Below are 21,845 nucleotides of genomic sequence, written 5' to 3' on the forward strand. Positions count from 1 at the left end.
CATTGCCTGGTGCTGCTATAACTGCCGAACGGGGGCGTCATTGCAACGCCACCTGACACGCCCGAGGAGATAGCTAGAAATGACCTTCGTCGTCACCGACAACTGCATCAAGTGCAAATACACCGACTGCGTGGAAGTCTGCCCGGTGGACTGCTTCTACGAAGGCCCGAATTTTCTGGTCATTCACCCCGACGAGTGCATCGACTGCGCACTCTGCGAGCCGGAGTGCCCGGCCCAGGCGATCTTCTCCGAGGATGAAGTGCCTGACGAGCAACAGGAGTACATCGAGCTGAACGCTGATCTGGCGGAAGTCTGGCCGAATATCACCGAGAAAAAGGACTCGCTGCCGGATGCCGAGGAATGGGATGGCGTGAAGGACAAGCTGCAGTACCTGGAGCGCTAGTCCGCTACCGATATAAAAAATGCCCGCTGATGCGGGCATTTTTCATGGAGCCTTGTGCGTCAGGCGCGATCGACACCTTTTTTTACGGTGTCCTTGGCTTCACCCTTCACTTGCTGCGCATCGCCTTTGATTTCCTGGCCTTGGCCTTCGTTCTTCATGCGCTCATTGTCGGTTGCCTCACCGAGGCCCTGCTTCGCCTTGCCGGCAGCTTCATTGAGGTTGCCCTTCATCTTATCTTCAGTACTGCTCATGGCATGTTCCTCTTTGCTTCGTGGGTTACGCTCAATGGACCGGATCGGCGGCTCGATAGTTTCGCTTTTCCGAGCAACGGTACCTGCAACCGGCCTTATGGAACGCCTGGAGACTCAACCGTTGCGCGCCTTCACCAAACGATTGAATAGCGGCCGGCCGGCCAGATGCAAGAACAGCGGCGCGCCAGCGATCAGGTAGAAGTAATAAGTCACGAAGCGCCAGATGAGGATGGCGGCCGCAGCGGTCGATTTGCCCACCAACGGTGTGAGCAAGGCCGCCGATGCCAGTTCGGCGCTGCCGGCGCCGCCAGGCAGCAAGCTCAATTGCCCGGCAGTCAGGGCCAGCAATTGAACGATGAAAGTCCAGGCCCAGGCGAGCTGACTACCCAGCCCCTGTAAGGTGAGATACAGCACGCTGTAACGCAGCAACCAATGCAGCGTGGTCAGGATGAATACCCCCAAGAGGATCGCCCGCGGGAGCCGGAAGCATTCCAGCAGAGCGTTGCGGAAGCTCAACACCTTTCGAGCCCAATAACGCTTGCGGGCAGACTTCATACCCAACCGGCCGACCAGCCAGCCGTTGAGCAGAAACACCTGCCGATGGAAACGCCCAAGCAACGCCAACAGCACCATCAGGCCGATCAGTAGCGCCGCGCTGAATCCAAGCAGACTGGCGATATAGGCATTCAGCGAGTGAGTCACCGCATAAATCAGCACGCCCACCAGCGCGCAAGCGAAGAACAGCAGATCGGCCAGCTGCTCGACGGCAAAGGTCGCGGTGCCCTTGGCTGGTGTCACGTCCTGGCGCAGTAACAGCGCCATCATCGTCAACGGCCCGCCGGCGCCTCCCGGTGTGGCGCAGATCGCAAACTCGGTGGCGATGACGACGCCCAGCGCCCGGCCTTGCCCCAACCGGCGCCTACCTACCAGCAGACGCAGACGCCACGCGTTTAGGTACCAGCCGAGCATGATCATGCCGAGCATACCGAGCAGCAACCACAGCGGAAAACTCACCAACCGCTCGAAGAGACCGCTCCCACCCAGCAGCAACGGAATCAGTACCGCAACCAGCAGCGCGCCAAACAGCAACCACCAGCGGCCGCTCATGCCGCGGCGCTCGAATTCAATACATGGCGATTAAGCCAATCGATCTTGGTCATTGGACGCCGCCCGTCTTGCAGCAGGCGAGTCAACAGATCCTGCCAATAATGACGAGAGAAGTCGTGGCGCATATCGACCGGATGCAGCCCCAGGCGCAGCACTGGCGCTTGCCGATGACGAGTGAGCATCTGCTCGCTGAGCAACCGCGACATGCCGCGACGCCAGGCGCTGCGCGCGCTCCAGACCAGCCCAGGGGCGTCGATGGGAGTGTAATCGGGTAGTAGGTACAAGTGCCGGGGGTCGCTGGTGTAGGTCAGTCCGGTTTTAGCCAATGCTCGCCGTGCGCCTGGCCCCAGCAACCAGGCTGGCGCTACGAACCCGTGCAGAGGCCATTGCATTCGTGCGAACAACTCGATGCCCTGCTGCAAGCGGCGTGTGGATTCAGCCTCATCCAGCGGATAGAACTCACCCTCATGGGTGAAGATGCGACGCATGAACCAGGCTCGTGGCGAACGCGGCGTCGGTGCTTCGTCAGCGTGATGACAGCCGTGCAACACGAGCTCATCGCCGCGTGCCAGCCGGCCGTCGAGCATGGTGCAGAATTCGGGATGGTGTTCGAGTCGATTGCGCCGGTGGAAATCCGGTACTACCAGCCAGGAAATCGGTATATCGCCCAGCGCATCTACCGCCTGGACGAAAGGTCGATAGTCGGGCCAGGTTTCCGGCGCCACGTCGTGCAGCACCAGCATCAGGCTCCGCTCAGCCATGCACGGCGACCGGCAGGTCGGCAGTACCCAGCACAGCGTGATAATGCGCGAGCAGCCCCGCCACCACCGCATCCCAGGCGTGATGCGCCTCGACATGCTGACGCGCCTGAGCGCCCAGCAAGCGTGGATCGTCTTCGAACAGCTCGCGTACGGTCTGTGCCATCGCCTGGGCATCCAGCGGTCGGCACAGGCGCCCAGTATGGAACGGCACCAGCTCGGGCAGCGCGCCGGCTCGCGCAGCGATCACCGGAATACCGCTTGCCATCGCCTCCAGCGCGACCAGACCGAAGGTTTCCTGATTACCGGCGTGCAACAGCACATCACAGCTGGCCATGTAACGCGCCACCTCGGATGCAGGGCAGAAACGATCGATCACCGACACGTTGGCCGGCACCCGATGGGGCATACCCGACCCCACCAACAGCAAGTGATACGGCTTGTCGAGCAGTCGGGCAGTTTCCAGCAGCACGTCGATGTTCTTCTCTCTCGAACCACGCCCGGCGAAGACCATGAGCCGCGTGTCGTCCTCGATCCCCAATTCCCGGCGTATTTCCGGATCGCGCCTATCCGGACGGAAAGTTTCCAGATCGACCCCTAACGGCTGCACGTAGACGTTACGAACGCCCAGTTCCTGCAGCTTCTCGGCCATTACCCGGCTGGGCGCCAGCACCCGGTCGAAGCTGCCATACAGGCGCGATACATACCCGTTCATGTTGGTACCAAGCCAGCCGCCGATACGGTTACTGACCAACAGCGGCAGATCGGAGTGATAGAACCCTATCACCGGAACGTCGAGGCGACGTCCAGCATCCAGCGCTGCCCAAGCGGTCATGTAGGGGTCACCAACCTCGATCACGTCGGGCCGCAGCGCGCGCAGCTGGTTGCGCCAGGGCGCCCGCCGGACCGGGAACCGGTAGCCCTTGCCGAACGGCAACGCAGGTGCGGGAATCTGGTAGATACCGGCGTGATGGCTATAGCTGTCGCCCGGCACCAGAATGCTGTGGCGAACGCCCGAATACAGTTGCAGCCGGCGGTGTTTGGCCTCGAGGTAGGTCCGCACCCCACCGCTGGCAGGTGCGTAAAACATGGTCATGTCGGCGATATGCAAGATGGAGCGTCTCCGTGAGGTCTCGATGCAGAGCCTTCGGAGGACGAATGCTGGCAAGGGTTGTATCAGCCAGACCCGGCCGAGTCATAGCCGGGCCTCGCCCCGAAAGATTCTGCAATGAAATCAATGGACCACCGACCCAGGCGGTTGTTCGTCGGTGCATTCAGCTTGCCGACAACCGATGCTGCTGGCATCAACCATCCACCCGCTTGTCGCCCTCGCCCTTGCCGTGTAGCGACGCATGCTCGATGACCGCATTCATCTCTGCACCGAACAGCAGTACCGCAGCGGAGATATAGAAGTAGAGCAACAGCACGATCACCGCCCCGATACTGCCGTAGGTAGCGTCATAGTTGCCAAAGTTCTGCACGTAGATGCCGAAGCCCACCGATGCGGCAATCCAGACGATCACCGCCAGCACGGAACCGGGCGTGATGAAGCGAAACTCCTGTTCGACGTCGGGCGTAACGTAGTACAGCAAGGCCACCACCAGCATCATCAGGATCACGACTATTGGCCAACGCAGCCAGGTCCATAGCGTCACCACGATATCCTTCAACCCCACCTGCGCGGCGAGCCATTCCATCACTTGCGGCCCGGTCACCATCAAGCCCGCTGCCGCAAGCAGAATCAGGGCCAGACCGATGGTATAGAGGACCGCCAACAGCATTAGCTTCCAGGTCGGGCGGCCTTCTTTCACATCGTACGCCTTGTTCATCGCATTCATCAGCGAGCGAACACCGACAGAGGCGGACCACAGCGCAATGAGAATACCCACCGACAGCAGGCCGCTCTTCTGCTCTTGCATCTGGTCGATCACCGGATTGACCAGTTCCAGTGCATCGGGCGGCAAGACCAACGACACCTGCCCGCGAAGCCAGGTGAAAAAGTCCTGCAGATCGAGCATGCCCAACATGGCGATTAGAAACAGCAAAAAGGGAAACAGCGAAAAGATCGCTCGATAGGCCAACGCCGAGGCATAGGTCGCCATGTCGTCATTGCTGAACTCCTTCAAGGTGCGTTTCAACAATTCGAAACTGCCAATACCCCGTGTTTCCAGCAATGCCATTGCGTTATCCCCCGAAGAATGAAGCTGAAGCCGTTGAAAATGGGACGGCCCACCTCTGGAAGAGTTCGCCCGCCGCCGCCCCGGTCGTCGTTCGTACAGCTGCTAGCGAACATGCACCTAGGTCGGGGTCTGCGGTGTCTTGGCCGGCTCATCATCCGAGGCGGAGAGGGGCAAATTCCATGTGAGCACCGTTTTCCGTCAAGGAACTTTCCGCCGCTTAAGCGCTCTTGATGGAGTCCAGTTCGGCGCATCGCTGACGGCAGTCGCAACCACACAGCGTAAAGACCGGAGCATGCGGCGGGTCTAGCTCACGGAGCCATCTCGTCCCGGCACATGTGCCGCATGGAATGCCAGACATGGCTTACGCCGTTTTTTTTTGGCCGCAGGAGCAAATGAAATGGGATACGCAACGGATGCCCCACAGCCAAGAATGAAAGCCGACCTCCTCAGATACGCCAGGCTCATCCTCACCAAAGGCAGTGGGGCTGCCGCGACGCTTGGCCTGAATATCCTGCTGGCGCGCCTGCTGGTGCCCGAGCTCGCGGGCACGGTGTTCTTCTGCGTCGCTCTAGGCATTTTCCTGTCCCTGGTGGCACGGCTAGGCTTGGACATTGCGTGCCTGAAGAACATTTCCTCTTTGAGCGACGGCCAGCAACGCCGCTATTTCCACCGTGCGCTGGGTCTCGCCGCGCTGATGAACGTTCCGGCCTTTCTAATCGGCCTGGTCGTGGTGTATTTCTCGAAAACCACCCAGGCGCATTTCGCTCATGCCGCCATCCTGTTCGGCACCACCGCCCTTGGCCTGTCACTGTTGAGCATCGCAAGCGAAACATTGAAAGCCAAGCATAAAACCAGCGAGGGGCTGTTCTGGCAGACGGCGTTTCAGCCCGCCCTGACGCTGCTGCTGGTATCAGTGACCGGCAACGACCTGACCACCGTGGCCGGCGCCTTTGCAGTCAGCTACGCTCTGGCAATTTTCGGCTCGGTATGGCGCGCCAACACGAGCCTGCCGGCTTCAGACTCATCGCACACGCTTGGCTGGCGCGAGATGCTCATCCTGTGTGTACCGCTGATGCTCATCGCAGTGATGAACAGCATCATCGAACTGTCCGATACGCTACTGCTCGGCGTGCTGCGTTCGGCTGGCGAAGTGAGCATCTACTACATTGCGGCCAAGATCGCCGCCCTCTCGACGACTTTGCTGTTCATCATCAACGGCACCATCGCCCCCGACATCTCCAAACGCTGGGCCCAGCATGACCGTGCGGGCGCCTTCGCCATCGTCAAAAGATATTCTCGCTTCATGCTGGCGCTCGCGTTAGTGATCCTGCTCGCCATAGGCCTGCTGCGTGAATATATCCTGGCCGTATTTGGCCCCGAGTACCGGGCGCAAGGTGTTTATCCCCTGCTGGTACTCGCCGTTGGCTATTTCTTCGTACTCGCCGCCGGACCGCTGGGCATCTTCATGACCATGACCGGCAATCACCGCCGCTACCTGCATAACAACATCGCGGCCTGTGTCATCAACGTGGCACTCAATCTCGTTCTAATCCCGCGCTATGGCGTCAATGGCGCCTGCTTCGCCACCGCCGTGGCGCTGACATTGAAAAACGCGCTGCTGTACATCCAGTTCAAACAAATCGAAAGGAGTCCGACGCCATGACTGACCGGGTAAACGTAATCGCTTACGGAGCCTATGACCGGCATAACTATGGCGATCTGCTCTTCGCAATCGTCCTCAAGCGTTATCTGGAGGCCGACGGCCGTTTCTCCGTACTGGTCGCGGCGACCAAGACATCCGATCTATCCAGCTATGGCGCATTGCCGACCGTCCCACTGAAAAAAGCTCTGGACGCGACGCGCCAGCAACCAAAGACGATGCTCATCGTCGCAGGCGGGGAATGTTTGACCGCGCAATGGGAAAGCATCATCGGCTACCTCGCCCCACAAGCCATCTACTACCCGATCAAGGCGAGCCCTTACTTGATTGGCCATAAGGCATTCATCCGCCTGAGCCGACTGTTTACTTCGATCCCGTCAGACATTCCGCTGGTGCTGGGTGAGCGGGACCTGCCGGGCTACAAGGTGATGTACAACAGCGTCGGGGGCAACGAAATCAGCCGGAAGAAGCCGCTGATCCACGAGGCGATCAAGCGCAACCTGAACGATTGCACCTATGTATCGGTTCGCGATCGTGAAACCTCCGCCGAACTGGACAAGCTCGGGGTCAAACACAACCTGGTGCCCGACAGCGCGATTCTGATTTCGGACATTTTCCCGCAACCGGTCGACCCAACCGAGCCCGGCCATATCGTTTTCCACATCTCTGATCATCACGCCAAGCGGCGCATCGAAGCCATTGCGCAGCAACTGACCGAGCTGAACGTCACCACAGGACTGAAAATCGCCTTGCTGACAATTGGTAAGGCCCCTGGACATTCAGACGACGGCCCGCTGGACAAGCTGCACAGCCTGCTGGGGGACGAGCGCGCCTACCGCATCGACAGCGGAAAGATCGACGACATCATCCGCTGCATCGCCACCAGCAAGCTCTACTGCGGCACCAGTCTGCATGGCGCGATCACCGCATTGGCATACGCCGTACCGCAGATAGCGCTGCTGCCGCAGCGTGTGGTGAAACTATCTAGCTTCCTCGAGACCTGGGTGCCCAAACAGTCCTGCGGGTTCGCCGAGGTTTCGCAGATCAGTCAGATCGGCACCAACCTGCTCAATGCTTTCGGCGACACCCAGCGAGCCGAATTACGAGCGGTGGTCGAAGCCATGAAGAACCGCGTGCGTACGAACCTCGATCATATGGTCGAACTCTACGATCAGGCACCGGCCCGGGGCGAATCCCCTGCCCGCGAAAACAAAAAGGCCGCAGCCGTACCCGCGAACTGATCAGATAGCGCGAAGCAAACAGAAAGGCCCGCAACGAAGCGGGCCTTTCTGTTTGCCATTGGTGCCGGTGAGAGGAGTCGAACCCCCGACCTTCGCATTACGAATGCGCTGCTCTACCTACTGAGCTACACCGGCGTCGAGCGGCGCATTATGAAATTTCGCCGGCACGGACTCAAGCCCGCGCCGGCGAAAGACGTGCCGCGTTCGGTCAGAGCCGAAGCGACCTCATACAGCGTATTACAACCCGGCGGACGTGGAACCGGTTGTGCCGGCCGTGCTCGTGGTGCCCGTCGTCGAACGAGTGGTCTCGCCGCTATTGGCATGCTGCTGCTTGACCTGAGCGGCCACCTCTTCACCCTTGGCGGATGCTTTCTGGTAGCCCTCCTCGGCCTTGTGGCGAAGGCGGTCTTTCATGCGGTCGCGCGCCTCACCCAAGGCTTCGTCCTCGCGCCGTGTCGGTGGCACCGAAGCAGCAAGCAACGCACCCAGCGCGATACCAATGGCACCGAGCGCCAGGGGTTGCTCCTGGAGCAACTGGTTGAAGCCGCCACGAGCTCGGTCAGCACCGCCGCGCAGCCGTTCAGATGCCTGGCGCCTGGAATCGCTGGCCCGAGTACGGGCGTTGCCGAGCGACTCGGAAACGCTGTGGCTCATATGGCTGGCCTTGTCCTTCATGCCAGCGCCCTGCTGCTTGAGGCCGGCGGTCTTGGCGGAGAGCTTTTCTCCCATAGAGGGGCCGGTCGACCCAGCGCCATAGCCGGTAGTGGTCACGTTCGAATGCGGCTGGCGATTTTGCCCCGCCATCATCCAGAGCAGACCGATTGAGGTCAGTACTGTCGGCACCGGGTTGGCCTTGACCGTGTTGCTCAGGTTGGAGAAGAACTCGCCGCCGCCGCCTTTTACGTAGCCCAGCGCGGTATCGATGAGTTCGCCTGGGGACAGCTTGTTTTCTAGCGCGTGAACAATATTGCCGATCTCGGCTCGCTGTTGATCGATCTCCCGCTCCAACTCGGCGGGATCCTTCTGTGCTTCGGCATCTATCTGATTACGTGTGCTCATGATGTGTGCCCCCTGACGGCTTCTTTATCCTTGTTGACCGAATGGATGGTGCGCTCGGGCTTGAAGGAAGACGCCTCGAACTTCTTCTTGCCGGCGGAAACCATGATCAAACCGATCACCACCACCACACCGCCAACGATCAGCGCGGCGAGCCAGGGCTCCATGACGTTGCTCAGGCCGTAGACAGCGGACATCAGCAGGACGATGAATCCGCCGAGCAAGACGGCCCCACCCGTAGCGACGCTCGCGGCGCCGGCCTTGGTGGCACGGATGGACTCGCTCAGTTCCGCTTTTGCCAAGGCCAGTTCCTTGGTCACCAGAGAGGGCACTTCATGGGTAAGCTGCCGCAGCAGGCCACCTACGGAGCTATCGGTCTCGGTGCGCGTACCCGGTTCCAGCGTGCTGGCCGTGGTTGTGGTCGTTGTAGTCTTACGTGCTTCGCTCATGGGAAAAGCCCTCCGTCAGTACCTTTGCCGTCTCGGCTGGAAGTGGAACCGAGGCCAGTGCCCGAAGTGGAGCCCAAGCCTGCGCTGCTGCCTGATCCGGTGCCAGCGCCTGAGGTATTGCTACCCAGGCCGGTCCCAACACCGGTTCCCGATCCCGTACCCAGTCCGCTACCGACACCTGTGCCCGTTCCGGCAGTCGACGTAGTAGAGCGAGAGGTGCTTGTCGCGGAGGAAACGCCGGCATTGCTGACGCTGCCGATGGTTCCGGACTCGCCCGTATCCAGGCGATCGTTGAGCTCGTCCTGCTCGGAGAGATACTCGTCCTGAGACGAGCCATACTGACTGCTGGAATGCTCATGGCGGCCGTAATCGCCCGTTGCAGCGCGCTGGCTGGATGCCCGGGCGAAGCGGGTCAGCCCGAATCCCAGGGCGACGCTGCCGGCAATGAACAGGCCCGGGTTGTCTCGCGCCATTCGATTCACGTCCTGGAACAGCTCGTCTACATTCTTGCCGCGAAGGTCATCGGACAGCCGCACCATGCTTTGCGCCATGGTGGACACATAATTGGACAGACCAAGGCGATCTTGCCCTTCGAGCTCCTGAGCGGCGGCCTTCGCGCTCTGCGCGACCTTCTCGAGCTCGTCGGCGGCAGTATCGCGATAGCCTTCGAGGTGGCTCTTGCCTTGGGCTTTCACCTGATCGGCTGCCTGGCGGGCCTTGGCTTTGGCGTCTTCGGTGGCATGCCCGGCCGTTGAACCGGACGTTGACTGGCCGGATGTGGACGTAGAGGCAGTAGAAGTTGAGTTGGGGCCGGTCTTAGGTTGGCCACCGTAACCAGTGATTTCTTCGTCGGGTGTAGTCATTTGATTCACCTTTATATGGCTTGGCCGGAAGACCACGGTCCGTAGGAACACAGCAACTGCGGTGGACCGCGAACTGTGTAATTTTCGGTGCGCACATATAAGGTGACCGGGGCGATATTTTCGAGTTCCATTATTTCGGTTCGCCCTTGGGCGGAGCGGCCTAGTTATGGAAGTTGCTTCCTCCTCTTGTTTGCTCGATTGTCGGCTAATGGCAAGTGGCCTCAATCTAGCTATAAGCCGCGCGCTTGTTCGGTTTAAGCGAGACGGTATTTATAACAAGCGAAACGGTTGATCAATATGAAACTAACGAGCAATTAGGCAAGGCCATCTACTCAACTCGTCAAGGAGCGAAAACGCAGCCGACGAGCAGCATTCGTTATGCCATACAGGCATCATTATTAAAGGCAAAGAAAAACGGGCCCGAGGGCCCGTTTCCTTTTATACCGGTCGTGTTACAGCGGACCGATGGTGGAGCAGGTTTTCTTCGCAGCGGCGTGCTTCTGCAGCGGCGCCAGCTGGGGACGGTGCTTACCGCTCCGAACGTCCAGGGACATGATGTTCTCACCCCAGCGAGGACCGGCTGCCCAGTAGGTGCTCGGGATGCAGTTCTCGTTCAGGTAGGCCAGCAGGTTGTCGGTAGCGACTACGGCAGACGGAGAGAAGTCCGGAATGCCATGTTCGCCTAGGTAACCGCGCAGCTTGTTCTTCTTCAGCCACTCGACCCACGGCTTGACCCGCTCGACGCCAAGCATCGGAGCGAAGGTTTCGGGGCGCTTGGTGTAGGTACCCGAGTAATCGAAGTCCAGATACTGGTGCGCTTCATAGACCAGGTTGTTCTTCGGATCGCGCATCCACGGATCGTTGATCAGCTGGGTGTTGTACTTCTGCCAATGGAAGGCGCTGGAGTAACGGTCACCTGCAATCATGATCCACTTGGCGGGGTCGATCTTGCGGATCGCCTGGCCAGCAGCCTGGGCAGTTTGCGGCCACATGTTGTTGCCGGTGTTGTACGGCTCGTTCATCAGACCGTAGCCATACAGCGCGGGGTGCTTGGACAGGTGAACAGCGATCTTGCGCCAGGTTTCAGCGAACTGCGCCCGTGGTACTTCCGGCGAGTTGATCACCTTGCCGTAGTAACGGTAGTAGTTGTGCATATCAAGGATGACCTTGATGCCGTGCTTCTGGGCGTAATCCAGCGACTGCTTGATGCGCCCCAGTTCTGCTGCATCCAGTTCAGTACCCAGCTTGGGCTGGATCCGCTCCCAGAGGAAGCCCAGACGCACCAGCTTGAAGCCGAGTTCGCTGTGACGCTTGTAGTAGGACTCATCGGCGAAGGTATAGCCCTTGTTGTAGATACCTGGCACGTTCGAAGGGTCGAACACGCCCGAACCAAAGTTCACGCCAACCAGGTCGATACCGCGGCCGTCGCTGACCACGGGAGTAGTCGGGGCCGGTGCAGGCGTCGGTGCCGGAGCGGGCGCGACGGTAGCCGGAGGCGTAGTCGTGCCGGTGCTGCTGGACACAACGCTAATGGTTTTGGGATAACCGACGGCGCTGCCAGACAACACTGTGCCGCTCAGCATGACCGAGAGGTGGGCGCCCACGTCATAGACCGCGGTGACCTTGCGTACCTGACCGTCCGCCAGCTTCACTGACGCACCGGTAACAAATGCGGCCTTGTTGGCGCCCGTATCCGGAATCGAGAAGCCGGCCGCCTTGCGGTAGATGCCGTTGTCCCAATCCCCACTGGAGAAATTATTCATCCCAGCGGTGTAAGTAGTGCTCGGCGCGGTTGGTGCTGGCGTCGGCGCAGGAGCCGGAGCGACAGCCGCCGGAGGCGTGGTAGTACCGGCGGTGGTAGATACCACGCTGACGGAATTCGGGTAACCGACAGCGCTGGCAGACAGCGCGGAGCCGCCCATCATGACCGAAAGGTGAGCACCGGCGTCATAGACGGCGGAGATCTTGCGCACCTGTCCATCAGCCAGTTTTACCGATGCTCCAACAGCGAACGCTGCCTTGTTAGCCGCGGTATCGGGAATCGAGAAACCGGGCGACTTGCGATAGATGCCCTTGTCCCAATCCGCGCTGGTGAAGCTATTCAACTTGGCGCTGTGGGTGCTGCTAGGTGCAGCCGTGGCCGGGGCGGTTGCCGCCGGGGCCGCTACCGAGTTGACCACAGTGCTGATAGTACGCGGTGCACCAACCTTGCTTCCGTCGAGCAAGCCGCCGTCAACGTAGATGCTGATGTTCTTACCGACCACATAGACCCGGGTGATCTTGCGGACCTGACCATCGGCAAACTTGATCTGCACGCCTGGTTTGAACGCTGCAATCGCGGCGGAGCTCGCAGGAACAGACAAGCCCGCAGTCCGACGCCAAACACCATTAAGGAAATCGTTGCTGGTGAACTTATTGATCGATGAAGTGAAGGCGGTCGAGGAAGACGCGCTCACTGTAATAGCTGCGGCTACTTCACCGGTAAAAGCGACAGCACTGAATACGGCTGCAAGAGCGATGGAGCGAACAAGTGCCTTGGGGGCACCAGTAAATACATTGGTAGACATTCAGTCTCTCCGGAACTTAATACTTCAAAAGGCCAAGGCCTTTAAAAAAGTGGCGGGAGTTTTAATTAAGTCGTACAGGCGCTTACTGGGCAGATGTCTCACTACGCGCAACCGGACGAACCGCGTTACAAAGGACACCGGATCACCTATGTGGAACCCGGCAATCCGTTGCGTGGCGCCTTTATAATAGGTTTCCAAAACGATTCAAAATTTATTTGACGTATTTAGATCGCCAAGCCAACGTCACATTTTTGACCGGCCATTAATCCGCTATTAGAAGATGGCTTATTGCTATCGAATGTAATAGGCACGCAGCCGCTTTAAACCGTTGCGCTAATACTCTTTAGGCGCCATTTTTTTGAATAACTGCGTCACGAAACTCAATCTCGCCTATGCGATGAGCCGACGAACGGTCACAGCAAGACCAGCGCTTTTCCGGTCGGCTTCTTGAGAGGAAGCGCCGTTTCCTCTCCGCGTTCTCTCGCGAACCATCGACACCGGAGCAGCTCATGACGCATCACGAATTCAAAGTCGGCGACCACGTCCGCTGGAACTCAGAGGCGGGCCATGTCACGGGTCGTATCGTCAAAGTGCATACCCAGGACACCGACTACAAAGGCCATCGACGGCGTGCCAGCCCCGACGAGCCCCAGTACGAAATCGAGAGCGACAAGACGGACCACGTGGCAATGCACAAGGGCAGCGCGCTGAGCAAGATTGAATGACCCCGCCTCAGCCCAAGCAGGTCTGGACGGTGGGCCACTCCACGCGCACAACCGAAGCATTCATCGCTTTGCTGGAGCATTACGGCATCCGCGCCGTTGCGGATGTACGCCGCTTTCCCGGATCGAGACGGTTACCTCAGTTCATGTCAGCAAGCCTTGAAACGGCGCTCGCCGAGCACGGCATTCAATATGAATGGATCGAGGAGTTGGGGGGGAGACGACGCGCTCCACCGGGGCCGAGCACGAGCGCCTGGCGCAACACCTCCTTTCGTGGCTACGCCGCGCACGTGAAAACCGATGAGTTTGCCAACGGGCTGCAACGGCTCATGCGTCTGGCCGCTGGGCAGCCGACGGCAATGATGTGCGCCGAAGTGCTCTGGTGGCGCTGCCACCGCTCTATGGTTTCGGATGTGTTGAAGCTGCGCGGAATCGAGGTGCTGCATATTCAGGATGAGCAGCGGCTGACCGTGCATCCCTATACCTCGCCCGCCAGGCTGGACGAAGGCCAATTGTCCTATACCGAAGGCGCAGGGACGCCATTGAAAAAGACGGGGCCAGGTGCTCACTGACACCACGCAACCGAACCCGATAAGCAGGCGGAGCACGCCTGGCTATCGGCCGCGCAAAAAAATCGGCGCAGCTCCGTGCTAGCGACGCGAGTCCACTGCATCGCATGACGGCACGCGTTGACCGATAGATGACTCGCCAGCAACTTTTCCCGGCTACAGCCTCATATGGGCCGGGAGCGATCCCATCCAAGCGTCATCACGCCGCACCACAATAAGCCAGTTGACTGATGTGTCCCCGCACGAAATGGCACACGCTTAGCTAAGCGGCTCGCTCACACACAGGAGTATTCCGTGCATAGCCTCGATCTTACCGGCATGCTCGTTGCGGCCAGACAACGACTGGCCGGCGGATCGTCGGCCCGGGTGTTCAAGGGCATGGCGACCCTGGCAATTGGTAACGGCTTGGCGAGAATCGTCGGCTTGGCCGGTATCCCGATCCTCACCCGAATCTACAGCCCTGAGCACTTCGGCGTCCTATCGGTTTTTACCGCCCTGCTGTTGATCCTTACCCCCTTGATGACCCTGCGCTACGAACTGGCTGTGCCATTACCCCGCCGGGATAGCTCAGCCATGACGCTGATGGCGGTATCGGTTTTTCTAATAGCCGTCATGACGCTGACATTGAGCGTGCTGTTCTGGCTGGTCGGCCCCGCTCTGCTGACGATGGGCTCGATGGAGGCGCTCATACCGTACCGCTGGATGCTGATAATCGCGCTGTTCAGCGCCGGTCTGTATGAAGTGCTGTTGATCTGGGCGGTGCGCCGACGTGCCTATCCCGCCATCGCCCGCACTCAGCTGCAGCAGAGCGCTACCGGTTCGGTTGCAAAAATAGCTTTGGGAGTGCTGGGATTGAAGCCGCTCGGGCTTCTGGCGGGCCAGGTGTTAGGCGCTGGCGCGGGGACGATGACGCTGATACGGATGTTCCGAGCGGACGTGAGATGCTATTGGCGCCACGTCACGCTGAGGCGAGGCTGGTGCATGCTGCTGCACTATAGAAGCTTCCCGACCTACCGCCTTCCGTCACAGCTACTGCAGATTTTCGCCAGTCAGGCGCCACTGCTGCTGACCGCGGCGCTCTATGATGCTCAGACCACGGGGCAACTCGGGTTGGCGATGATGACGTTGGCCCTGCCGATGAATCTGTTGGGGCATTCCACAAGCAAGGCGTATTACGCCGAAATCGCCTCGATCGGGCGCAAACGCCCAGCTGAGATTCGCCGGATGACCTACTCGGTGATCAAACGACTGCTGGCGCTCGCTCTTGCACCGGCATTATTGCTGCTGATGTTCGGCGAAAAGATGTTTGCCCTCGCGTTCGGGGCTCAGTGGGCGCTGGCAGGGGAGATGGCGTCGATACTGGCGCTCTATCTTCTGTTCCAGTTCATGCATGCACCGGCGTCTCATCTGCTATCGGTTTTCGAAGGTCAGCGCCTGCTATTGATGTTGAACGTACAGCGCACCCTGCTGACGCTCGGGTGTTTCACAGCCGCCTATCTTCTTGAACTACCGATCAGCTCGGTGCTGCTGCTCTATGCGATAACGCTTTCGGTGCATTACCTGTTCAGCTTGCTCGTGACGCTGCGGGTGATTCCGCGTTGATACAGGATCATCAAAGCCGTACCTCGGGGTCGATATCGATGCCGCACCGTCCCTGGTCGCGGCAACCAGGACTTCAGGGCTCGCGATTGAGCGCGCTCCAACCACCGACACGCCCACCGGAGAAGGCATTGCGCGAGAGATAGTAGAAGAACAGCGGAATACCCACGGCGTAGCGCTTGAATAGGCGACGCGGCTCGATAAGCATGCGAAACGCCCACTCCAGCCCGAGCCGACGAAAAAGCATCGGGGCACGGGGAAAGCGCTGCGCGGAGAAATCAAGAATGGCGCCGCCACAGATCAGCAACGCACGGGTGTCCATCGCCTTTTGCAGGTGCAACGCCACATGCTCCTGCTTGGGCATGCCCATCGCCAGCACGACGATCGGAAAGCGCCCTGGTACATGGCGCTCTCGGTAGAACGCCAAGTAGTCCTCGGAGTGCTTGAACCCATCTATCGCATGAAACTTGCGATCCCCGAAGAGCTTACTCGCGCCATCGCTCAACCAGGGCTCGCGGGTACCCATGGCGAACAGCTCGTAGCGATCCTCAGAGTCCCCTACAAGCTCTTCGATCAGCTCGGGGATAAAGTCGGATCCGTTGAGGTTGGACTTCGGATCCAGCCCATTGAACAAGCAGGCGATCTTGATTCCGATGCCGTCACGCAGCAGGTAATTGACCTGAAGAAAGCTGTTCAGAACAGATGGGTGACGCTGCGCGATGTTGTAGCCATGCTGATTTAGGAAACCAAGAATGGTCGGCGATTCGCGCTTCTTAAGCTCAGCGATAAAAGGGACGGTATCAGCTTCATTCAGTAGTTTCAGCTTCCCTATCAAAGGATCCGTCCTTTTGGTGAGGGGATTTTTCATAAATAGCTTCTCTGTCTGTAAATCAATGAAAGTCGGTGAGGCTCATTACGGCAAGGCTGATGGCCCGCCGCAGGACGGAAGATTCGCCTAGAAAAAACTGAACAATGCCTGCCTATGTCGGACAAACGAAGCAGCCGCTCCCGCGGTACCTTCCTGAAGAGTAGAAAGAGGTAGTCAGATGTTAAGGACACGTAGCAATTCGAAACGATCAAAAGGAATACTCCTCGGACTCACGCTTATGCTCGGGAGTGCCGCCAGCGAGGCAGAAAATATCGATCTGATCGGCCTGAACATCGGTGGTGCCGCGTTTTCCGGCAATGTCATCCCGGGAAAATATAAAACAAATTATTTCTTCCCCGCCCCCGGCTACCTTTCGAAGTGGAAAGACAGGGGCATCAAGACCATTCGCTTCCCAATCATGTGGGAGCGCCTGCAGCGTGAACTGAATGCTGAACTGGATGAAGACTATGCCCAGCTGATTGAAGGGACGCTGCAACAGGCTGCCGATAACGACATGCGCGTCATCCTCGACATACACAACTATGCCCGTTATCAAAAACAGATCATCGGAACCGATGCCGTACCGATATCGGCCTACGAGGATCTGCTCGAACGTATCGCCAAACGCTGGAAAGACCAGCCAGGTCTTTATGCCTACGACATCATGAACGAGCCACATGGCGCGGACGAATACTGGCCTGCAGCAGCTCAGGCCGGCATCGACGCCATCCGAAAACATGACAAGGAGCGCCCCCTGTATATCGAGGGCAACTTCTGGTCCAGCAGCTTTCTCTGGCCGAAGTTCAATGATCCGTTGCTGCAATTGAAGGACCCCTCCGACAAATTGATATTTTCCGCTCACCTGTACCTCGACAAACACAGTAGCGGGCAATACAAGGAGCCGCTGGAGGATGATTTCGACACCATGCTCGGCGTCAAACGAGTCAAACCCTTTGTCGATTGGCTGATCAAGCATGACAAGCAGGGCCAAATCGGTGAGTTCGGTATCCCGGCCGATGAGCCACGCTTGCTGGAAGCGATGGATAATCTGCTGGCTTATCTGCAGAAGCACTGCATTCCCATGACGTACTGGGCGGCCGGGTCGGCGTGGGGCAAATACAAGCTGTCCATTGAGCCGAAAGACGGACAGGACCGCCCCCAGTGGGACATTCTGAGCAAGTACGTCGGTCAGGGTGATTGCAGCCGCATCGGGCCAAACCACTGAGAGGTACTTGCTCTCATTTACCTATCGACCGCCTCTCGCGCGGCCGATAGGTAGCCTTCAGCTCTTCGATGATGATGTTGCCGGTGCCCATCTACCCAGTATCGATTTCGCCTTGCCGATCAGTTTCGCCTTCAGGCTGTAGGTCTTGCGCAGCGTATTCGCCTTCAGGTTGTGGACCTGGCCCGGCACGTACATTTCGTTTGTCTCGATGCAATACACCGGCTTGCCGCTAAGTTTCATGATCTCGACGGCCTGCTTGACTTCGCTTTCGACGAACAGCCGCGTCAGTGGTTGCTTGGCATAGACCTCCGCCTTGAACTTGTGATGAATATTCAGCCGACGGCGTTCCTCAGCAGTGGGAAGATCGAGCATGTGCAAGGTTCCGTACTGCACGCCATTGCGCTGCAGCCACTCCTCCGTTTCAGCCCGATACTTTTCCAGTCGGCTGGTCACCAGGTGCGCGACCTTGACCGACGGGATGAACAGCGGGCGCGTGCAACTGAGGAAGTCCCGGTAGTTCGGCCCGTCGTCGTTCTCCTCGATCGTCGGGTCGATGCAGAGCACGCCATCTATGTCCAGGCAGGCCTGGGTCAGAAAGGGATGGTGCATGACGTTCCACTCGAACACGCGAGGCTGCTCGACAAGCTCAAGGTACATGTCCACGTGGTGTCGATTGTGCCGCTCGGCGAACACCGCCATGGTCACTAAGCTGCCATCGTACGCGGCGCGAACCTGCTCCTCCGCGGCCCGCATCGACTTGGCCGAAGAGATGCTGTCGTCGACCAGGAGTATTTTCTTCGCATCCTTTGGCTTGGCCAGCTCGGCGTGTTTGTAGGTGCGGGTATTGCCTTTCTTCAGGTCATCGTTGCGCAGGAACGAGTAAAGGTCCGTCAATGGCAGGTTCTGCTTGAGCGCGATGATGCTGGCGACCAGCATCCCGCTTCGCGGTATTCCAACCACCAGATCGATATCATTCGGAATTTTGCCGGCACACTCGGTGCTTAGCCGCGATAAGTCACTCAGGCTTCGGTAATTCATTGAACACTCTCCTGCGCCCTGCGTTTAGAAGACCCACTGGAATGTATGGGCCACCTGTCCTTTCAACGCCCCAAAGAAGCGCGTAGTTGTTTAGTGTGGGTGTGCACGTAATGCAGCACATAGAGCGCGAATGCGTTGGGTTTGGAAAATTTCAAAAAGCGCGTTCTGATATCCATATCCTCACGAATCGCCTCGAAACGGCGCTTATGCGACACGCCAGTGGTATCGAAAATACACAGCGGGAATGCCAGCTGCATGACTTCGCGCTGAAGATCGAGCCCCTGAAGAAACTCTAATAACAAGCAATAGTCAGCCGACAGCTTGTAATCAAGCCTGAACTGGAACTGACGCAGCCGCTCATTCTCGAAGTACATCGTTTGATGGCTGGCCGGCAAGCCCAGCGGTGCGCGCTCAATGGGCCGCGCGCTGGTAAGTTTTAACTCGCCGTCAGCTTCTTTACGATAGAAATCGCCATAGATGAACTTCGGCGTTCCCGGCGTCTTCGACAATTCATCGTTAATACGGCCAAGTACTGCCGGGTCGGCAAGCGAATCACCGCTGTTGAGAAACAACGTATAGCCAGACGTTTCAACAGCGCGAAGGCGACCTTTGTTCATCGCATCATAGATACCTTTGTCCGGTTCTATGATTATTTCCGCCTGGTTATCATCAAGGCTCTTAAGCCATTCGCCACTGCCATCCGTGGATGCGCCATCAATAACGATCCAGCGGAAGTTCCGATAGGCCTGGCTCGCCAGGCTCCGATAGGTTTCCTTCAGGCCATCAAGATTATTCCAGTTTATAGTTACGATACTGAAACTGACCATAATTCACCTGTTCGAGATTTGCCGTAAGAGGGGTATTTGCTGTCTGCAGCTTGGCGTAATAAAGGAAGAACGCTGCAGCCATTCCATAAACATCGCCTGAAAATGTCAGCGCATTGGAAAGCGTAATGTTCAGCATGCTGACTACAAAGCTAAGTTGCAGCGCAGCCAGAAGACTGCCCTTGCCCGAGCACTGACGCATTATCCAGATGAAGCCGCCGTAGAAGATCAACGCGGCGATTGGCGTCAGGAATCCATACCGATAATAGACACCGAATATCCCGACATCAGCCAAGTAGAAGTGCGAGTTATAGATCCGTGAGAACCCACCGTTCCATTGCAGCGACAATGCGCCCATGCCGAAATAATTGTTGGCGCTGATAGCGTCCAGAATGATCGCAACTGTTCTGTCTCGCACACCTGGACCCGAGGTGGCGTCGAAGAGCAACGCATCGAATCGAGCGTATTGCTCATGATAGAACTCCGGCACCAACAGATAGGACACCACCAGAATCGCCACGCCGAGCACGCTGAGTTTCATCAACGAGTCGATACGCTTGCGGAAAATCCATACACCGGCCAATGCCCAGACCAGCATGGTCTGTCGGGTCTGCATGACCAGCCACAGATAGGCCACGAAGTAGAGAAGAATCGCCAGCCTGCCGAGGGTCACCCGATCCTTCATGCTGTACATCACCATGAAGGCGGCGATCGTGACGAAGGGCGAACCGATACGGAAACGATTCGGCCGCAAGAGATCTTCATATTGCGTCCAGTCATCGACCGTGAAGGACGCGACCTTGTTCTGCGGGATGATGCCCAGGTAGTAGGCAAAGCCCAGCGTTGCGCAGAACAGCGCTACGTACAGAAAATACTTCCCCAGCTCTTCCTGGGTCGGGGAGGCCTTGAGAAGCAGGAACAGGGTCGGGAAGAACACCAGATATTGAAAGAACCGGCGCTCTTCCAGGAATCCGTATGCCAGCGGCTGACCGAAGTTCAGGTTGGCGAGCACCGCAGAGATCAACGGCAATAGACAGCCCATGAATATGATCCATAGGCTGGTCTTGGACTGATAGACCCACTTCCATGCGACGAATAGGCAGGCCGTTGCCGCCAGAACGAGCAGCAGAAAAAGCTCCTGAAAGTACGGAATTCCGGCCCGCTTGTCGTCCGTCAGGAAGAAGCAGGTGGAGTTCAGCAGCAGCAGCATGAACAGCAGATTCTTGTACGCCAGAATTTTCCTTAACAAGCGCTTTCCCCATTTTCCAGATGTGACGCGGCGAACATAGAACCGAGCCGGCCCGGTTTGATGGCCTCGATAAGGCGACTCACCACGGCGAGGAATCGTGTGCCATGGATGGACAACAGCAGCGGCGAAAAAGTCCGCTGCTGTATGGGCAAAATGCCTTCTGTCTGACTCCGGGGTCCGCTCCGCCCCGTCCTGGTTCACTGCAGCAGCGGCACGCCCTTACGGTCATGGCCCGCTGCACAATGATCAGTGTCGGGCCTGATGCTGGTTTTCGACGAACCAGCGATAGGCATCGCGCAAGCCATCTTCCAGGCTGATGGTGGATTGCCAGCCGAGGGCTTTGAGGCGCGAGACATCCATCAGCTTGCGCGGCGTACCGTCCGGCTTGCTGCTGTCGAAGGTCAGCCGTCCTTGATATTCAGTGACCCGAGCGATGGTTTCGGCCAGCTCTCGGATGCTGCAATCGACCCCGGTACCGACGTTGATATGCGACAGCATCGGCTGGGTGTGCGCCTGGTAGGTCGCGTCATCCAATTCCATCACGTGCACACTGGCAGCGGCCATGTCGTCGACGTGGAGGAATTCGCGCTGGGGCTTGCCGCTGCCCCAGATGACCACTTCGTCGTCGCCTCGCTGGGTCGCTTCATGGAACCGCTTGAGCAACGCCGGCACCACGTGGCTGTTTTCTGGATGGAAGTTGTCGTTGGGACCATAGAGGTTGGTCGGCATCACGCTGCGGTAATCGCGACCGTACTGGCGGTTATAGCTCTCGCACAGTTTGATGCCGGCGATCTTGGCCACCGCATATGGCTCGTTGGTGGGCTCGAGCACACCGGTGACCAGCGCCTCTTCCTTCATCGGCTGCTCGGCGAACTTCGGGTAGATGCACGAGGAACCGAGGAACAGCAGCTTGTTGACGTCGTTGCAGTGCGCCGCGTGGATGATGTTCGCCTCGACCATGAGGTTCTGGTAGATGAACTCGGCCGGATAGGTGTTGTTGGCGTGAATACCGCCCACTTTGGCCGAGGCCATGTAGACCTGATCGATCTGGTTCTCGGCGAAGAAGGCGTTCACTGCCGCCTGATCGACCAGGTCCAGCTCTTCACGACCACGCGTGATGATGTTGTCGTACCCCAGCGCCTGCAGGCGGCGGACGATCGCGGAGCCAACCATGCCGCGATGCCCCGCAACGAAAATACGTGCGTCACGATTCATT

The 21,845-nt window shown here is 58.4% G+C and carries 21 protein-coding genes and 1 tRNA gene; 7 read left to right on the forward strand and 15 right to left on the reverse strand.

Going from position 1 to position 21,845, the window contains the following annotated elements; all coding sequences use genetic code 11:
* Positions 1-79: 79 nt before the first annotated feature.
* Positions 80-403 carry a ferredoxin FdxA gene (fdxA, locus tag H3028_RS02430; protein ID WP_181295448.1) on the forward strand — a complete coding sequence of 108 codons (324 nt, stop codon included), beginning with the start codon at positions 80-82 and terminating at the stop codon, positions 401-403.
* 59 nt (positions 404-462) lie between these two features.
* On the opposite strand, the gene H3028_RS02435 is transcribed toward fdxA, so the two are convergent.
* From H3028_RS02435 to H3028_RS02455, 5 genes are all read right to left on the reverse strand, one after another.
* Entirely contained in the window at positions 463-654 is a 192-nt protein-coding gene (locus tag H3028_RS02435) for a CsbD family protein (RefSeq protein ID WP_181295449.1), read from the reverse strand.
* Between the two features lie 114 nt (positions 655-768).
* The gene (locus H3028_RS02440; RefSeq protein WP_181295450.1) at positions 769-1,761 is read right to left on the reverse strand and encodes a lysylphosphatidylglycerol synthase transmembrane domain-containing protein; all 993 of its coding nucleotides are present in this window, start codon (positions 1,759-1,761) and stop codon (positions 769-771) included.
* The gene (locus H3028_RS02445) at positions 1,758-2,522 is read right to left on the reverse strand and encodes a DUF2334 domain-containing protein (protein ID WP_181295451.1); all 765 of its coding nucleotides are present in this window, start codon (positions 2,520-2,522) and stop codon (positions 1,758-1,760) included. Before H3028_RS02445 ends, H3028_RS02440 begins: the two co-directional genes overlap by 4 nt.
* The gene (locus H3028_RS02450) at positions 2,515-3,630 is read right to left on the reverse strand and encodes a glycosyltransferase family 1 protein (RefSeq protein WP_181295452.1); all 1,116 of its coding nucleotides are present in this window, start codon (positions 3,628-3,630) and stop codon (positions 2,515-2,517) included. The genes H3028_RS02445 and H3028_RS02450 overlap by 8 nt, the downstream gene beginning before the upstream one ends.
* 193 nt (positions 3,631-3,823) lie before the next feature.
* Positions 3,824-4,699 (reverse strand): YihY/virulence factor BrkB family protein, encoded by an 876-nt coding sequence (locus H3028_RS02455; RefSeq protein ID WP_181295453.1) that lies wholly within the window; start codon positions 4,697-4,699, stop codon positions 3,824-3,826.
* A 430-nt stretch (positions 4,700-5,129) separates the two neighbouring features.
* Between H3028_RS02455 and H3028_RS02460 the strand changes: the two genes are divergently transcribed.
* Together H3028_RS02460 and H3028_RS02465 are read left to right on the forward strand one after the other, a co-directional pair.
* Positions 5,130-6,362 carry a polysaccharide biosynthesis C-terminal domain-containing protein gene (locus H3028_RS02460; RefSeq protein WP_258237670.1) on the forward strand — a complete coding sequence of 411 codons (1,233 nt, stop codon included), beginning with the start codon at positions 5,130-5,132 and terminating at the stop codon, positions 6,360-6,362.
* Positions 6,359-7,600, forward strand: a complete 1,242-nt coding sequence (locus tag H3028_RS02465) for a polysaccharide pyruvyl transferase family protein (RefSeq protein ID WP_181295455.1) — start codon at positions 6,359-6,361, stop codon at positions 7,598-7,600. The genes H3028_RS02460 and H3028_RS02465 overlap by 4 nt, the downstream gene beginning before the upstream one ends.
* 59 nt (positions 7,601-7,659) lie before the next feature.
* Here the strand turns inward: H3028_RS02465 and H3028_RS02470 are convergent.
* The 5 genes from H3028_RS02470 to H3028_RS02490 all read right to left on the reverse strand — a co-directional run bounded on the left by H3028_RS02470 (position 7,660) and on the right by H3028_RS02490 (position 12,535).
* Positions 7,660-7,735, reverse strand: a tRNA-Thr gene (locus H3028_RS02470).
* A 102-nt stretch (positions 7,736-7,837) separates the two neighbouring features.
* Positions 7,838-8,659 (reverse strand): DUF3618 domain-containing protein, encoded by an 822-nt coding sequence (locus tag H3028_RS02475; RefSeq protein ID WP_181295456.1) that lies wholly within the window; start codon positions 8,657-8,659, stop codon positions 7,838-7,840.
* Positions 8,656-9,105: a phage holin family protein gene (locus H3028_RS02480; protein WP_258237671.1), complete on the reverse strand. Its 450-nt coding sequence runs from the start codon at positions 9,103-9,105 to the stop codon at positions 8,656-8,658. Before H3028_RS02480 ends, H3028_RS02475 begins: the two co-directional genes overlap by 4 nt.
* Complete coding sequence (locus H3028_RS02485; protein ID WP_258237672.1) at positions 9,102-9,968, reverse strand: apolipoprotein A1/A4/E family protein; 867 nt, start codon at positions 9,966-9,968, stop codon at positions 9,102-9,104. Before H3028_RS02485 ends, H3028_RS02480 begins: the two co-directional genes overlap by 4 nt.
* 452 nt (positions 9,969-10,420) lie before the next feature.
* Complete coding sequence (locus H3028_RS02490; RefSeq protein WP_181295457.1) at positions 10,421-12,535, reverse strand: glycoside hydrolase family 5 protein; 2,115 nt, start codon at positions 12,533-12,535, stop codon at positions 10,421-10,423.
* A gap of 509 nt (positions 12,536-13,044) precedes the next feature.
* On the opposite strand from H3028_RS02490, the gene H3028_RS02495 reads away from it, so the two are divergent.
* From H3028_RS02495 to H3028_RS02505, 3 genes are all read left to right on the forward strand, one after another.
* Positions 13,045-13,260, forward strand: coding sequence for a DUF2945 domain-containing protein (locus H3028_RS02495; protein ID WP_181295459.1), 216 nt, complete (start codon positions 13,045-13,047; stop codon positions 13,258-13,260).
* Positions 13,257-13,829 carry a DUF488 family protein gene (locus H3028_RS02500; RefSeq protein ID WP_181295460.1) on the forward strand — a complete coding sequence of 191 codons (573 nt, stop codon included), beginning with the start codon at positions 13,257-13,259 and terminating at the stop codon, positions 13,827-13,829. Before H3028_RS02495 ends, H3028_RS02500 begins: the two co-directional genes overlap by 4 nt.
* A gap of 291 nt (positions 13,830-14,120) precedes the next feature.
* Positions 14,121-15,428, forward strand: coding sequence for an oligosaccharide flippase family protein (locus H3028_RS02505; protein WP_181295462.1), 1,308 nt, complete (start codon positions 14,121-14,123; stop codon positions 15,426-15,428).
* Positions 15,429-15,501: 73 nt separating this feature from the next.
* Here the strand turns inward: H3028_RS02505 and H3028_RS02510 are convergent, their stop codons facing one another.
* Positions 15,502-16,293 (reverse strand): WecB/TagA/CpsF family glycosyltransferase, encoded by a 792-nt coding sequence (locus H3028_RS02510; RefSeq protein ID WP_181295463.1) that lies wholly within the window; start codon positions 16,291-16,293, stop codon positions 15,502-15,504.
* 238 nt (positions 16,294-16,531) lie between these two features.
* On the opposite strand from H3028_RS02510, the gene H3028_RS02515 reads away from it, so the two are divergent.
* Complete coding sequence (locus H3028_RS02515; RefSeq protein WP_258237673.1) at positions 16,532-17,518, forward strand: glycoside hydrolase family 5 protein; 987 nt, start codon at positions 16,532-16,534, stop codon at positions 17,516-17,518.
* A gap of 57 nt (positions 17,519-17,575) precedes the next feature.
* Here the strand turns inward: H3028_RS02515 and H3028_RS02520 are convergent, their stop codons facing one another.
* The 4 genes from H3028_RS02520 to H3028_RS02535 all read right to left on the reverse strand — a co-directional run bounded on the left by H3028_RS02520 (position 17,576) and on the right by H3028_RS02535 (position 21,844).
* Positions 17,576-18,556, reverse strand: coding sequence for a phosphoribosyltransferase family protein (locus tag H3028_RS02520; RefSeq protein WP_181295465.1), 981 nt, complete (start codon positions 18,554-18,556; stop codon positions 17,576-17,578).
* A gap of 62 nt (positions 18,557-18,618) precedes the next feature.
* The gene (locus tag H3028_RS02525) at positions 18,619-19,383 is read right to left on the reverse strand and encodes a glycosyltransferase (protein ID WP_181295467.1); all 765 of its coding nucleotides are present in this window, start codon (positions 19,381-19,383) and stop codon (positions 18,619-18,621) included.
* Positions 19,346-20,830 (reverse strand): hypothetical protein, encoded by a 1,485-nt coding sequence (locus H3028_RS02530; protein WP_309109510.1) that lies wholly within the window; start codon positions 20,828-20,830, stop codon positions 19,346-19,348. The genes H3028_RS02525 and H3028_RS02530 overlap by 38 nt, the downstream gene beginning before the upstream one ends.
* Positions 20,831-20,875: 45 nt before the next feature.
* Positions 20,876-21,844 (reverse strand): GDP-L-fucose synthase, encoded by a 969-nt coding sequence (locus tag H3028_RS02535; RefSeq protein ID WP_181295468.1) that lies wholly within the window; start codon positions 21,842-21,844, stop codon positions 20,876-20,878.
* Between the last annotated feature and the right edge of the window lies 1 nt (position 21,845).

The sequence above is a fragment of the Pseudomonas sp. Q2-TVG4-2 genome (assembly GCF_013620795.1).
Classification (GTDB): Bacteria; Pseudomonadota; Gammaproteobacteria; order Pseudomonadales; family Pseudomonadaceae; genus Stutzerimonas.